General features: G+C 42.9%; 12 protein-coding genes. 2 read left to right on the top strand and 10 right to left on the bottom strand.

The window, feature by feature from the left end; translation table 11 throughout:
* Position 1: 1 nt before the first annotated feature.
* A complete protein-coding gene (locus SCB77_RS14480) occupies positions 2-2,080 on the bottom strand; it encodes a transglycosylase domain-containing protein (RefSeq protein ID WP_320182725.1) in 2,079 nt (692 codons plus the stop codon).
* Entirely contained in the window at positions 2,029-2,664 is a 636-nt protein-coding gene (locus tag SCB77_RS14475) for a hypothetical protein (protein ID WP_320182724.1), read from the bottom strand. Before SCB77_RS14475 ends, SCB77_RS14480 begins: the two co-directional genes overlap by 52 nt.
* Positions 2,665-2,820: 156 nt before the next feature.
* Between SCB77_RS14475 and SCB77_RS14470 the strand changes: the two genes are divergently transcribed.
* Positions 2,821-3,882 carry an Mrp/NBP35 family ATP-binding protein gene (locus tag SCB77_RS14470; protein ID WP_320182723.1) on the top strand — a complete coding sequence of 354 codons (1,062 nt, stop codon included), beginning with the start codon at positions 2,821-2,823 and terminating at the stop codon, positions 3,880-3,882.
* Positions 3,883-3,903: 21 nt separating this feature from the next.
* Here the strand turns inward: SCB77_RS14470 and SCB77_RS14465 are convergent, their stop codons facing one another.
* The 3 genes from SCB77_RS14465 to SCB77_RS14455 all read right to left on the bottom strand — a co-directional run bounded on the left by SCB77_RS14465 (position 3,904) and on the right by SCB77_RS14455 (position 5,872).
* Positions 3,904-5,058, bottom strand: a complete 1,155-nt coding sequence (locus SCB77_RS14465; protein WP_320182722.1) for a glycoside hydrolase family 130 protein — start codon at positions 5,056-5,058, stop codon at positions 3,904-3,906.
* A 235-nt stretch (positions 5,059-5,293) separates the two neighbouring features.
* A complete protein-coding gene (locus tag SCB77_RS14460) occupies positions 5,294-5,590 on the bottom strand; it encodes a hypothetical protein (protein WP_320182721.1) in 297 nt (98 codons plus the stop codon).
* Between the two features lie 48 nt (positions 5,591-5,638).
* Positions 5,639-5,872 (bottom strand): PLDc N-terminal domain-containing protein, encoded by a 234-nt coding sequence (locus SCB77_RS14455; protein WP_320182720.1) that lies wholly within the window; start codon positions 5,870-5,872, stop codon positions 5,639-5,641.
* 371 nt (positions 5,873-6,243) lie between these two features.
* On the opposite strand from SCB77_RS14455, the gene SCB77_RS14450 reads away from it, so the two are divergent.
* Positions 6,244-7,194, top strand: a complete 951-nt coding sequence (locus SCB77_RS14450; protein WP_320182719.1) for a hypothetical protein — start codon at positions 6,244-6,246, stop codon at positions 7,192-7,194.
* A 383-nt stretch (positions 7,195-7,577) separates the two neighbouring features.
* Here SCB77_RS14450 and SCB77_RS14445 read toward each other — a convergent pair whose 3' ends face one another.
* From SCB77_RS14445 to SCB77_RS14425, 5 genes are all read right to left on the bottom strand, one after another.
* Entirely contained in the window at positions 7,578-7,874 is a 297-nt protein-coding gene (locus tag SCB77_RS14445) for a hypothetical protein (RefSeq protein WP_320182718.1), read from the bottom strand.
* A 147-nt stretch (positions 7,875-8,021) separates the two neighbouring features.
* Positions 8,022-9,326 (bottom strand): DUF4302 domain-containing protein, encoded by a 1,305-nt coding sequence (locus tag SCB77_RS14440; RefSeq protein WP_320182717.1) that lies wholly within the window; start codon positions 9,324-9,326, stop codon positions 8,022-8,024.
* 6 nt (positions 9,327-9,332) lie between these two features.
* The gene (locus tag SCB77_RS14435; RefSeq protein WP_320182716.1) at positions 9,333-10,223 is read right to left on the bottom strand and encodes a zinc-binding metallopeptidase; all 891 of its coding nucleotides are present in this window, start codon (positions 10,221-10,223) and stop codon (positions 9,333-9,335) included.
* 13 nt (positions 10,224-10,236) lie between these two features.
* Entirely contained in the window at positions 10,237-11,826 is a 1,590-nt protein-coding gene (locus SCB77_RS14430; RefSeq protein WP_320182715.1) for a RagB/SusD family nutrient uptake outer membrane protein, read from the bottom strand.
* Between the two features lie 23 nt (positions 11,827-11,849).
* On the bottom strand, positions 11,850-15,461 hold the full coding sequence (locus SCB77_RS14425) for a SusC/RagA family TonB-linked outer membrane protein (protein WP_320182714.1): 3,612 nt from the start codon (positions 15,459-15,461) through the stop codon (positions 11,850-11,852).
* Between the last annotated feature and the right edge of the window lie 45 nt (positions 15,462-15,506).

Below are 15,506 nucleotides of genomic sequence, written 5' to 3'. Positions count from 1 at the left end.
GTTAGTTTTCTCCTTCTTTTTTATCTTTTCCAAACAGCTTTTCGAGCAAGTTTTTGCGTGTCGCTTCGTCAGCCTCCAATTCTTTCATTATAGCTTCCTGCTCGGGGTCTATTTCCATAAAGGTTGTATCCACTAAACCTTTCGGACGCGGCGGACGCAAATTGGGCTGCAAAACGACCTCATAAAACCCATAGCTCGCCGGAACAGACTCATCATTCAACTGTTGCAGTTTGGTCATGATATAGCCATAGGTATTAAAATGCCGCTGTACCCACGGCTTTAGATGCCCTGTGTAATCAAAGGAGGATAAGCCGGTCTTGGGGCGCGGAATGATGCTGGAAAGATACAAGCTTTCTCCAATATTCAGCTCGGCCGGAGTTTTGCCAAAATAGTAGGCGGCAGCCTCTTGGATGCCATATACATTTCTGCCCCATTCGATCACATTGAGGTACACTTCGAGCATCCGATCTTTACTGACCTGCTTGGAGGCCTCCATCAGCCATACCAATAGGATCTCTTCAAACTTACGCATCATGGTTTTGTTGCGGTTCAGGTAGATATTTTTCACCAACTGCATGGAGATTGTACTGGCTCCTCGCTTAAAGGCCTTTTCCTTGATATTCGTTGCGATCGATAGCTTGAAGGCTTCTTCCTCAAAACCATTGTGCTTATAAAAGTAGGGATCTTCGGTATTCAGTACCGTCTTCTTCAGGATGGACGACACCTGATTCAGCGGCGTAAATTTTGGGTTGGCCGTGCCTAGGGTTATCTCCCGCATCAGCAGCGTATCTTCAAAAGCCTTGTACACAAAAGGCCCGTTCATGTCGCGTATATTTGCTTTCCCCCAGTTGATAACCTTCAATTGGCTATCGTCCATATTCGACACAAAGCGTATGTTGTCGGGATCGTCGAAGTTTACGGAAAAATCAAGATCGTATGCAATTTTACCGCTTACCTTGATGCCATCCAAGGTCGGGAACAGGCCCTGCGGAATGGCATCAAAAAGGTTTTGTGCTTCAAACTCGCCGGTATGCACGGAAAGGCTAACAACTTTATTGGGTTTCGGGACAAACTTGAGGTGCGGACGGAAGGCAAACTCTTTGACGCGGATGGTGCTGGATGGATCTACCTCCAAGGCTAGCTTACCGATATTTATCTGTCCTTCGCCCACCGCTTCAGGGAGGACAATGGCATCCTCGGATAGCCTACGATGTTGCACGTGCAGATTTTCAAAGGCCCACTGTCCGGAAAGCGTTAGCGAGTCTTGGCTCTCGCGACGAACCTGATCCAGCTCGAACATAATTTTATCGAAGCTGACGCGCAGACCAAATTTACCGCGTAAAAAAGGCAGCTCTGTATCCTTTTTCTCGGAGGAAACCTCTACCCGAAGTTGTTGCCTATCGGGATTTACATGGCCGGCGAGGTTCCACTGCGCATCGTGATCATTCAGGAAAAGGCTTGTTTGAAAGTCGCCCCCATCGATAATAGCTTCCGGCAGCCGTATTCGTTGCTGCAGACTATCATCACGATAAGACAGCTCGAAATTCTCTAAATCCATATCGCGCGGAATCTTGAAGAACACTTGCTTTATGAGCCCGTCAATCAGTGCCGCATAATTCCGCTCGTTATCGTTTTCCTTGGGCAGGGATTCTTTCTCCTTCTTCCGAAAGAGGAAATCGTAATTGCTAATGGAATCATGCTTCACCAAGGTTACATTCGAATTTTTGAGGGAAAGGTTGCCGATTTTCACATCACCAAAAAGCAGGGGCCACAACCGAACGGATACCGACATGGACGCTATGCGTGCTAACGTATCTCGGTCTTTGGGCAGCAGCTCGATATCATCGAAAGTCACCGTTGCCAACCCTGTAAACCGGTAGTCGCTCACTTTAAAATCGACTTGGTAGCGCTCGCGTAACACGGTCGTGGCCTTTAGCATCGCACGATCGAGCATCTTCCCACGAACGGAAAGTGCAATACCCAATCCGATCAGCAAAATCAGCAACAATGCGCCGCTGACTATCCACGCTATCTTTTTTTGCTTCCTCGATAGGGAGGGTATTTTCTTAAGAATATCCATACGCTGTATTTCGCTCTAAACTTAGCCAATTTGATTTTTCCGGCAAAAATTATTTTTTGCCTTTTGTCAAAAATAAGGAAAAGATTTTCGTACACTTTTGATTTGACTTCGGAAAAACCGAGGGTGCAACAGACGATCATCTTATCTCGCTCGGGCATCTTATAGGGCGCCGAGCCTACCATTTCCGAATCGGTGCCAAATGAATGCATCACATCGTCATGTGACAACGTCACATCGTCACGTGACAACGCCGCATCTTCACGTGACAACGCCGCATCTTCATGTGACAACGCTCCATCTTCACGTGACAACGCCGCATCTTCATGTGACAACGCCGCATCTTCATGTGACAACGTCGCATCTTCACGTGACAACGTCACATCTTCACGTGACAACGTCACATCTTCAGGTGACAACGTCGCATCTTCGCGTGACAACGTAACATCTTCGCGTAACAACGTAACATCTTCGCGTAACAACGTAACATCTTCGCGTAACAACGTAACATCTTCGCGTAACAACGTCGCATCTTCACGTGACAAAGCCACGTCTTCATGTGACAAAGCCCCATCTTCACGTGACAAAGCCCCATCTTCACGTGACAAAGCCCCATTTTCATGTTTCGGCAGAGTAAGAGATAAACTTCGCACGATAAGGTTTATCCTAGTTAAAGAACTATAAACATCCAAATGACATGTTTTTAGCCTTCAATCTCTATCTTTGTGCGAGATAATGTTATTATGATTACGAAGGAACAAGTATTGCACGCATTAGGCCATGTGGAGGAACCGGATCTAAAGAAAGATTTGGTTACGTTGAACATGATTCAAAACATTGAAATCTTACCCAATAAACTGAAGTTTGATGTTGTGTTGACTACCCCCGCATGTCCGCTGAAAGGACATATTGAGCATGCCTGCCGCAATGCGATCACTTTGTTTGTGAGCAAGGAGATAGAGGTAGATATCAATATGACCTCCCGTGTGATTAGCACGGAATCGGCACAGCTTGATGGTATCAAAAACATTATCTTGGTCTCCTCGGGCAAAGGCGGTGTAGGTAAATCTACTGTGGCCAGCAACTTGGCTTTGGCCTTGGCCGAAACAGGAGCAAAAACGGGCCTTCTGGATGCCGACATCTACGGGCCATCCCTACCCATTATGTTTGGGTTGGAGGGTGCGCGTCCAGCTTCCATGCAGACACCCGAAGGCAAGAATAAAATCGTGCCGATGGAAAAATTTGGACTGAAGCTGTTATCCATTGGCTTCTTTACCGACCCCAACCAACCTATTCCTTGGCGTGGCCCTATGGCCACTTCGGCCATTAAGCAGCTATTTGGCGATACGCATTGGGGCGAGCTTGACTATCTTGTGGTGGATATGCCGCCGGGCACGGGTGACATCCACATCACCGTGGCACAATCCTACCCTATCTCGGGAGCCGTCATCGTGACTACACCGCAGCATGTAGCGCTGGCCGACGCGATCAAAGGTATAGGCATGTATCAGATGGAGGGTATTAATATTCCTATTTTGGGTATTGTGGAGAATATGGCTTACTTTACGCCGTCCGAATTACCGGACAACAAGTACTATATCTTTGGTAAAGATGGGGGCAAGCGCCTTGCCGAAAGTAACAAGGTGCCTTTCCTTGGCGAGATTCCATTAGTTAAATCTATTGCAGATGCAGGCGATAATGGCTTCCCTATTTTATTAGATTCGGATGAAGCGGTTTCCCAAGCATATAAGGATATCGCGGGACGTGTAGCACAGGAGCTTAGTATTCTTGCGAATAGGGGTTAATATACTTTTCTCGGAACTTTATCATGGCAAGGCATCTGCTGGAGCATGCGTAGCTGGGTCATATATGGCGACCGCAACTTTGGAATCTGCACAGCCGTAGTATAAAAACCATTTGTTCTGGAAGTACACCAAACCTTCAATAAATACCGTACCGTCGACATATTGTCCACTTTTTTCGAAATCTTCCATTGGCCGAAGGAAAGGGACATCAAGCCGTCCGATAACTTTAGTTGGATCATGGGCATCAAACAGTACTTGGCCAGCACTGTAGGTGCCTCGATTAAACCGTTTATCCCCGTGACTTGCATTATTCTTACCATTGTACAACAGGAGAATACCATGCTCTGTCAATACAGCCGGCGGACCACACTCCGTCAGGTCACTATCGAAGAACCCCTTTCGAGGCGAAATGAATGCTTTTAGTGCACGGTGCTCATCAACCACAGGCTCCCAATCTATTAAATTATCTGATGTTGCTCCATAGACGCCATATTCGCCCCAATACATCCAATATTTGCCATTGATCTTAGCAATTTGCTGCTTTCCATTTTTAACTTCGGTAACAATGGATGCCGACTTATGGAATTTATCGACTATAATATCGCTATTCTTTGCTTTAGCGAAGATTGGTCCATGTTTCGTCCACTGCTTAAGATCTCTCGAGGTAGCCACGCCCAAGCGAGCTGTCTTTCGGTTCCACTGCGTGTAGAACATTACATAGAGACCATCTGCTGTTACCGCCACACGGGGATCTTCCGTTCCGCCCGGCCATTCAAAATCTTTCTGGCTGTCTTCTCCCGGATAGAAAACCGGCTCGTTCATGCGCTTGAAGGCTATGCCGTCCTTGCTTTCGGCATAGCCGATACGTGATGTACGGTGGCCGATCTTCACGCCTGTTTTGTCCTCTGCCCTATAGAGCACCACGATTCTTCCATCTTTTATTGTGGCTGCCGGATTGAACGTATCGTTGGATTCCCACGCGATCTGCTTACCGCTCATTGGATCCATAAAAAGTGTGTGGTCTAGCGGAGAAATAACTGGATTCACGCCCTCTGGGCGAACAAAACCGCCAAATGCCCAGTCAGGCAATGCATTGACTTTCTCCTGCGCTTGCGCCGCAACGGCTAGCGCCACTACAAAAAACAGCAACAGCTTTTTTAATAAATACGTATTCATAGGCTTACAATGTAGATATAAATGTAAATATTACTTAGCGATTTACTATAGAACGGTATGAAAAAGAATGTTCAACTAGCAATCTTCATGAATTTTATATTGTTACCGATGTTGACGTCCTCATTGGATCGATTACCGTATTATTAATCGATAGGTAACGAGATAAGCTCAAGCATAAAACAAAAAGAGCTTTCCCTAAGAAAGCTCCGCTTGTTGTATAAAGTATGTGTAATGGCTACTCCCAAGTTAAGATAATGAGCAATACCGAAAGTAAAGATAGCGCTGTTATGATATAGATACGCGTATTAAATCTCTTCCGGACTAGCTTATAAATCCCGAAAAGTAGCGCTGCTGCAAGAAACACCATAGTGGGAATAGTAAGCAGTTCCACGAACATACTGCTTATCATCTGGAAGAAATTCGAGAGTTCGATCTTGAAGGGCATATAATACAAAGCCATCAAGATCAATATGTAGGCGCTGGAATATATAGTTCCGGCCAACACCAGTTTTTCTGCTTCTATTTTTTTCATAAGGTAAGGTTTATGCAATCGATTAATCTTTCATTTAAAAAACAGTTTTCAGCTTTCTTTAACAGCATTTTTGCCAATCGTCCAATAGAGGACGCAGCCAAGAAACGGCAAAACAAACATCGCTGCAGCCCAAGCAAAACGGTAAGGTAATTCCAATTTCTTGTTTGTCAGTGCATGGTAAATACAATACAAATAGCCTAAAAATACAGGAACAAAGAACGCCAAAACAAAAATTTCCTGTGCACCAATATTAATAAATAGGGATGTTGTCATAATTTTCATATTCTATTTAAATATACAAAATACTTCAGTAAACTGAATCCATACCATAATTTTAATATTACGCCAGAACCTTTTTGATTTTTAGCTGTTGTTTCGGTCGCTTCTAGAATAGCACTACTTACTAGCGAACCGGTACATATGTACTACTTTTAGGCCTTAGATATGAAGAGACTTAGTTAACAAGACAAACTCTTTTTCCTTGTATTGACCCAATTATTGAGAACATTTTGAGCCTAACCCGTCAAAAAAAGTAACAAACAGCGAACTAAAACCAAAATAATTCAAAAAAAAGAAACATTGAACAAACAATTAATAGCCTTTTTTGTTGAAGATATATTATCAAACACTTTACAAATACCTTTATTGTAATTATGAAAAACAAATTAACCAAATTCATGCAACGTGCATTAGCCTTTTTAACGTTTTTTGCTATCCTATCTTGTGATAAAGCAGAAACTATTCATTTATCAAACAACATTATTGATTATGATTTGAAATCTGTCAAATTAATCGGAGGATCCGCATCAAGCGTACCAGTTGGACCAGGCACAGAAGTTGAAGTCGCTTCTCAAACGAGTTTAAACGTTGCAGTTCCTAGCAATTACACGGAACAACAACTTTTTGAATTTATTAGCCAAAATCTAAATAGTATTAGCGGCCAAATAGTTATGTATCTCGATGGACAAGCGATTTACACTATAACTATAGCAAACGGTGTAGCTACCTATTCACACAACGAGCCTCCACTTCCTTTCGGAGGGAAGTACCCATGCACTTACGAAGGTATACGAAAATGCGTTGTTGATGCGATCGATGATATGGGGATAGTTAGTAAAATTGCATGTTCGTTTAGTTTCTATCCTTGTATTGCACCTATAGCCGCGGATTGCGCCTTAGAAGCATGTACTGAGAACCAACCAGTCCCCATAACTGTTATACCAGGAAACCCTCCAGCAAATTCTGGAACTCCTTCAAATCCAAACGAATCAATCCCATATACAGGAATCCAAAACTATTTATATGGCAATTCTTTAAACAATCTACAGGGAGCCATTAATGGACATTACTCTGCGCCAACAACGATTATTTATTTTCAATCAGGGATACACTATTCCAATTCTGCGAAAACTTGTATATTACCTAATGGATATTACAGCACGATTGACGTTGGGTTAACAAGGCCAGTATATAGGATTGAAAACGGAGTACTTGTCGAAACTATAAATCACACTTTCTGTAGTACATGTCCTAGTGCAGCCACTACCGTTAGCCCAAGCATATTCTCTAACTGTGGAGGCGCTACCCCTAACCCCGGAAATTAGTATCGATATTCATTTATGTAAAAATCCTTGGCGTGAGGCTAAGGATTTTTTCTATTGTTCTATAACGACACGTTCTTTGAGATGATTATCTTGAAAAAGTTATTCGTACAATACTTTGAGGCACCTTTTTCAGCAAGCCATATGAATTAGCCTTACTTTTGCAAGCGTTCTCAATTTTTCGGTAATAATAGATATTTAATTATCTGTAGAATAAAATTTGGAAAAAGCATACTTTTGATAACTAACTTTTTTATTTCCCGATAAACCAAGTTTTTTAACGAGATGCGATTAGCCCCCAGATATCATGTAAAAGAAATATTAATTGTTGTCCATATTGTTTATTGACAGTCTATTTTCTCATATTTTATGCTTTTGCCAGCTTCTTACTCCCAAGTTAGGATAATGAGCAATACCGAAAGTAAAGATAGTGATGTTATGATATAGACACGCGTATTAAATCTCTTCCGGACTAGTTTATAAATCCCGAAAAGTAGCGCTGCTGCCAGAAATACCATCGTAGGTAAGGTAAAAAGCTCAAAGAACATACTGCTTATTGCTTGTAAAAAATTAGGGAGTTCGATCTTGAAGGGTATATAATACAATGCCATCAAGATCAGTATATAAGCGCTGGAAAATATGGTACCGGCCAAAACTAATTTTTCTGCTTCTATTTTATTCATATTTATGTTGTCATTTATATTTTAGTAATTATACGAGTTAAAATCCGAAGCAAATTCAGTTCTATCATCATGGTACAAGTATAAATTATGATGAAAAACCTCCTATTTCCGTAAGCCGAAAACAGGAGGTTAAAACTAGAGACGTTGTTAATTGACTAATGGATTACTAAAATCTTCAAGTTCAAGAACGATCGTGTTATCAGGATCGGCTTTATCGGTCAATAAAATTTTCGACGGTTTTTCTAAGACATCTGATGTGATCTTGAAGGTCTTGCTATTTAACATCTGTACCAAGTAGATAATGGCATTGTTCCAATATGTCAATTGGAAAGCTGCAGAAGAATAATAGGAGCCACCAAAAGACAGCGTCACCTCATCAACTGTGCCCGGAACCGGTGTCATGTTGTAAATAAAATAAGCAGTTGAATTTTGTCCTCCGACGGTAAGATCTACATAGAAACCTCTGCGTCCTTGTGTTACATGACCAAGGTAAACGTAGTTAAGAGTGTAGTTGTTATTAGTGAACCTTGTGCGGCCCGCGTCCCACCACGATTGGCCTTCTGCCCCAAGACCACTATACCGCATTCCCCAAAGATTGGACATGAACCAAGTATTTAGAGGAGTAACATCCGGCATAATCTTGAAGGTATTTGCGTTATCCGTATAATATCCGTAGGGATAATCATCGGTTGGCTCCCGAAAAGCTAAGTTATCAAATGACACCCCATCTATTACGTATGTTTTAAAGAATTCTAATCCTCCTGGAACTACCCGGAAAGAAAGCAATTCGCCAGAGTTCTCCTTAGTATTCTGAAACACACGCATTTTGGAATCATAAACCAAAGGATGGATCTCTCCAGAGGCATCCTCCAGCTTAAATACGCCAAACTCGATAAATGAATTTGCAGCATCCTGATATTCTGACGAAAGGGATTCAAACTGCCCTTCCTCCAACGGCTGCATTAATATCCGTGAGCCACTTTTCTTACCTTTTAACACTACTGAATCCGCAGTTGCCTTCAACACGATAAATTCGAAGTCACCCTTCATCCCCGTGTCGTCTGCCCCAATTCCCCCATTATCCATTCCGGGCTCAGAAAACCAATGTATACTCTTATTGTAACCATCAAAGGTCAATACGGGGCCAGATTCCTGAACGACAGAATAACTACTTGTTTGGACTCCCGCGATAGGATCCGAGGCAATCGATACCTGTGCATTTGACAAAAATTTGGTAAAAATGGTATACCCACCAAACTCCTGATTATCACTCGGATAAAACTTCATCATCCAGCCACCCTTATTGGATTGCAATACCTCATAGGTTTCGCGAATAGCTTCATTCACTCGAACCGTAGCATTTTCTTCGAAAATGCGATCGGTTTCCCTTTTACACGAATTGAAGACAAAAACCGGAAGCAATAGTGCTAATAATATATATCTAAATTTCATAATTATCTATTTTAAGGATAGTTGATCAAAATCGGGCAATGATGCTTGCCTAGTCAATATTTCATCCCGCAATTCGTCCAAATCGATGTTCCAAACGTTCATAAAGTATGTGCGGACAATATCCAATTTGGCTTCAATCTTATTCCTCCCCGCCACACTACCTGCGCTAAGGCGTTGCTCCCATTGGGCAGGAGATAATGTAATGTAAAATGAATAGGTCTCTACAAAATCTTCATTCGCTTCTTTAGATGCGTAAGCAGAAATAAAACCCTCTGAGATAACGGTCGCTAAATCCTGCCGATCATCGTAGATATCACTCCAAGAATCTGCTACATATCCCGCCCCTATTATTTGGTTAAAGGCAGATGGATAGTCTCTGGTTTGGTGTAGAATATGGGCAAACTCATGATGCATGGTATGGAAATAGAAATCATTCAGAAAATCTGGGTCGGCTGCAGACGACTCGTCCAAACTGTTCAATGCATACAGCGTGATTTTTGTCCCTCCCTCAGCTGTACCCAAAACAAATGTTCCGTTGTTCCGATATGCCGGTGAGCCAATATAATTTAAAAGCTTCGGAAAATACGAGTTAATGAACGCTTTACTCCCAGTAACCTTGTCATAAGGCTCAATGCCTAGGTGATAAAGTAGCTTGGTCATGCGGACAGAACTTTCATAATCTGCAGGGCTTAAATTGTAGTTCAAATCCGACTCGGCTTCCACAAACTTATAAACGATCGCTATATTATAGTCTTTTGTAAAAGTGTTCTCTATATAGTTATCCAGATCGTTCTTATCGACCGTTTTATCAACGAAGACACTTTCTGTTTCCAAAGCGTCCTCCGAGCAGGAAAACAATGAAAGTGAAGATAAAAGCAGTATTGAATATAATTTCATAGTTAATTTCATGTTATCTAGGATTAGGTGTTAGGCCAGCAGTGATTACATCCAAGGGCAGTTGCAAAGCCTGTCTCTTATCTCGGACAGTCAATTTTGTATCCGTTTCAACAGCGGCGATTGTTGTTCCTGAGGTTACTAAACGGCGCTCAATCTCTATACCGTAACGTTTAACATCAAACCAGCGTAAGCCCATGTGCATTGTCTCGAAGCGACGTATGAAAAGCAGTGCATGTAACATATTTTCTTGCGTACCGCTTTCATAAGGAATCATCGTCGGATCAAGTCTTTTCTTTGGTGTTGGTTGTTGAGCGGTAAAGTATTCCATCCCGTTGGCCCAGGTGTTGATCCCCTCTACAGTAAACGTTGCCGGTGGACTTACCAAGGTATTGTCTATCCATCTTTTCATGTCTACAACGGCTTCATCATAGCGCCTTAAATGAATCAAGGCTTCTGCACGTACTAACATGGTCTCTTCTGTGGTAAATGGCGCATAGGCCCCGCGACGATAACCGATCCCGGCAACTACATCCGTATACTCGAACATGTAGGAAACACGTGGTAGCAGTGATTTATCTAAATTTGTTCCGGAATACACAAAAACCCTTGGTTTGAAGCCATTTGACGCCCGTCTACCGAATGGAGCGTTAGCCAACAAAGTTTCTGTACTGGCGATCAGATTACCATGTGCAAAGCGTGACCCCGTATAATATGCACCGAAGTACAAACCATGGTTTGTTCCGGCTGTAGCTAGCATAAGGTTGGCATTGATTGAACTGCGATTATAATAAATTGCAGCATCAGTTACACCACCTACAGCATTGGCTGAGATTTCATCATTATTCCGCATGATACTAGCCGGATTAACTCCAATAGCAGCGTTGGCATAACTAACTGCTTTCTCCCAGTCTTGCATATACAGAGCAATCCGTGCAGCCAGTGCATTGGCCGCGCGCGTATTCATATGGTATTTCGGTGTTGATCCATAAGAAGAATCGTCGATCAAAGGAATTGCTTCTTGTAAATCCTGCAACATATAGTCATACACCTGTTGAACCGTGTTGCGCTCGTATTTAGGATCGAGTTCAACTTCCGAGGTCATCATGTAGGTTACGCCCAAATCCGTTGCAGCATGATCCTTATGATAATGCTGAGCGAAAAGATTCACCAAAATAAAATGGGCGTTGGCACGTGCCGCCAGTGCTTCTCCGCGTTGCGGATTTAAACTTGTTGGATTGCCTTTCTCTTGAATCGCGTCCAATGCAGCATTAGCACTCGCAATTGCACTATAACAGGCTTCCCAGACCCTTTTTGGGCTGTCGTTCGTCTCTTCGGTCACATCGTTCCAACGGAACAATTGCTCCAAATCCCGCTCACTATACGGGTTATTAACCCCATAATCATCAACATTATCCGATGAAAACTCTGCCGTTACCAAATAGGCGGTACTCGGATATGCAGACACCAACATCTTGTCGATTTTATCTTCCGTATCCAAGGTTGCGCGGTTATCAGGCAACTCATCTAAAAATTTATTGCATGAGGAAAAACTAAGGCCACAAACCAGGGCCAAGGCTATATATAATTTATTTGTTCTTTTCATTTCAAGGTATCTTAAAATTTCCATTACAATCCCAAGCGTAGCGTTAAGGTGTATTGTCTAGCTAACGGAGCAGCGACCCCTCCCGCATTTACAAATTCAGGATCTTGTCCATTTAACTTCTTATCGGCATAGATTAGAAATACGTTAGATGCATTCAATCGAAGCCCCAAAGAATTGACATTCCATGCGCTCAACCAAGCTTTAGGAAGATCATATGTTAAGGAAACATCTCGCAATCTTATAAAATCTCCTTTAGCAGTCCTTACTGACGAATAGTTGTACGTATTGTAGGCATATTGCAGGTTATTGCTGTAGGCACGATTCTGTCCCACTGTAGCAATACTAGGGATGTTAGTACGATCTTCATCGCCTGCAATCATCCAACGGTCTGCAAATTCTTTCGTAGAAGCCGTTAAGTCATTGTACTCGTGCTTAAACACAGGATTCAATCGCACTACATTTCCAAAGGAACCGGTCACAAAAACATTAAGACTAAAGTTTTTGTAGTTAAATGTGTTATTCCAACCGCCGGTATGTATAGGATCAATAGAACCTTCGTACTGTAAATAATCTAACCGATCACGCTCCTGAAAATAGATCCCCGTAATGGTCTCTTCGTTATCTGGACCAACAAACACAGGTAGTCCTTCATCGTTCAAATGAGAAAAAGGAACGGAATACAATCCACGAACTGGGCCGCCCTCTACTGCAAATCCAGATCCAGTTATCAAATCAATAACACGGCTGCGGGTATCCAAACGCGTTACCTCTGTTTTGACATTAGAATATATCAAACCAGATGTCCACTTAAATGGGCCGTCTCTTAGGATATTGCCCGTTAAGCTAAGCTCTGCGCCATTGGATTTCATATCTGCGACATTTCCCATTTTGGAAATCGTGCCCCCCAAACCTTGCGTATTTACGAAACCAATAAGATCAAAGTTATTACGCGTAAACCAATCAAACTCCAAGTTGATGCGATTATCCAAAAATCCAACTGAGGTACCGATATTGAGCTCATGCTTTTTTTCATAGGTTAGCTCACTGTTGGCAAGATCCAGAATCTGCAATCCCGACTCCGAATCTCCAGCAGTCGGACGCCAAGGGGTATACGAGCCATACACAGCGAAAGAATTGGTAACATTTGATGGACCTCTATCTCCAGTTAGGCTGTAAGATGCTTTCAGCATCAAATGAGATAGCGCCGGTGATAAGCTCTGGAAAAAATCCTCCTCGTGCACATTCCAAGCACCAGCAATATTGTAACTAGGCATCCAACGTGCGGAAGTCGCCTCTCCCAATTTGTTTGCTCCCTCGTAACGGAATGTTCCGTTCAAGGTATATTTTCCTGCGAAAGAGTAGGTCAAGTTTGTAAAGAAAGCTGCTTGTTTATAGCGGATACTTGAGGGATCATTGGAAGAATTTCTATTAACGGAGTAATACGGCGTGTTCTCTTCCTGACCTCTTTTGAAAACCCTGTAATCTGTAAATGGGCTTTCTCCAAGTTCGTATTGCAGTCCCCAGCCACGAAACCAAGTGTTATTTCTGTCCGACGCCGTAATCTCTGAACCCGCAAACGCACTTACGATATGGTTTTGATTGAACGTTTTGTTAAACTGGGCGGTAAAACGGAACAATTGTTCGAACATGGTATAGTCCGTACGGTTATAGATACCGCCTTCGGGCAACACCGAAATTGGTCTTGCATATGGATCATCTGGATCTTTATACAAGAACGGGTTTCGGTCTCGAATTGTCGCATTTTCCGGGCTGATACCCGCTCTATACGCCATCGCCTGATTTGACAAGTCTTTCACATAATGGTGTTGTGAGGTAGACTGATAACGTACTGAACCAAATGCGCCCAACTCCAATCCGCTGAAAACTTTCCACTTTAGATCGCCCTGAAAACGCAAATCGGCTACATTCACATCCATGTAGTTATTCTCTAACTCATGCAAAATATTGAAGGGGGCATAGTTACGTGTGTAAAAGGCATTAGGATCCAAGGTACGTGACGTATTCATTGCATAGGCATAGGGGTTAATGTCGAAGTCGCGCTTTACCTCTCCAAAAACTACATCTGTCGACTGCCCCAATGTTCCGGGAGCCTGTTGGCTACGGTAAGATCCATTGGTGATAATATTCAGCTTTAGTTTATCAGAGATATTATAATTAGCATTTAAGTTACCTGTGTAGCGGTTTACGCCACTACGCTTCGTCCAACCCGGATCAACCAACGCACTAAGTGAGCTATAATATTGTGATTTTTCAGTACCTGAAGACATGCTCACCGAGTGATTATGTTGTAGACTCGGTTGAAACAATTCGCTGAACCAATCGGTATTACGATATTCTGCTTCTCTTAAAAAATTATTCACGTGATGTCTATCGCCAAACAAGTCATTATATATTTCGCCGCTCTGGATACGTCTGTACAAATCACCATATACGCCAGTATTACTCGCAACAGGTAAATTAGCAAATCTGATATATCCTTTTTCATACATATCTTGATACACCGACATTTGCTCTTGCGAATTCATAATGTTAAACTCCGAATAACGTGGGATAGCACGCGTGGTATATTCTCCGGTATAATTTAGCGAGCTTCGTCCGGCAGTACCCTTTTTGGTGGTGATGACAATTACACCAGCCATAGCGCGTGCACCATAAATGGAAGTGGCAGAACCATCTTTTAAAATCTGAAATGATTCAATATCGTGAGCATTCAATCCGGCAACAGCCGAGCTGATCAATGTTAATGCATCACCGGAGGATAGTGCGTCTGCATTTACATCTGCAACATCTTCAATAATTACGCCATCCACCACCCATAAAGGTTTTGAACTACCGTAAATAGATGTCGCTCCGCGGACGCGAATTTTAGGTGCGGTACCGAAGGTTCCGGTAACATTCTGCACCGACACACCGGCCACTCGACCTTCTAGCCCGCGGCTCGGATCAATCTGTCCGCCTATCTGCGCCGCGTCACCCGATATCTGCGATGTTGCACCTGTGAACAAGCGCTTGTCCACCCGTTGTCCCATACCTGTTACAACGACTTCTTCTATCGCCTGATCCTCAGATACTAGTTGAACATTAATCGATTGCTGCACACGAACCGTTACCTCTCTAGCAATGTAGCCGACATAACGGAATGTTAAAATGCTTCCTTCACTCGCCGCAATCGAGTAGTTTCCATTTTCGTCGGTAGTCGTTCCACTCGATGTACCTTTTACACCAATGGAAACACCGGCGAGCGCTGTACCGTTGGCGCCGGTCACTTTACCGCTTACACGGCTTTGCTGTACAGCCGCTAAGGAAGTACGAACCGCTGCTTCTTTATAGGTTACCGATATCGTTTCTGCAATAATTTTAAAGGAAAAATGATCCTCCGGCAAAACAGCCCTGAGTACATCAAGGACATTCGCGTTACGCATGTCTACGTTGACTCTGGATGATTTTTTCAGGACTTCGTCGCTATACAGAAACTTATAGGCCGTTTGATCCGAGATCCTTTTAAAAGCATCCTCCAGCTTTGCATTTTTTAAGGAGAGCGTAACTTTCTGTGCCGTCCCTTCCGCGTAGGCACAAGTCATAAAAACCAACAATAAGAATGTTGTAATTTTCATAATCCGGTAGATTAAGACAATAGGCGGCTTCCACGCTTCCACACG

It is taken from the genome of Sphingobacterium bambusae (genome assembly GCF_033955345.1).
In the GTDB taxonomy this organism is placed as follows: Bacteria; Bacteroidota; Bacteroidia; order Sphingobacteriales; family Sphingobacteriaceae; genus Sphingobacterium; species Sphingobacterium bambusae.
Note: the sequence above shows the minus strand (reverse complement) of the source record. Positions and strands in the feature narration are given on the sequence as shown.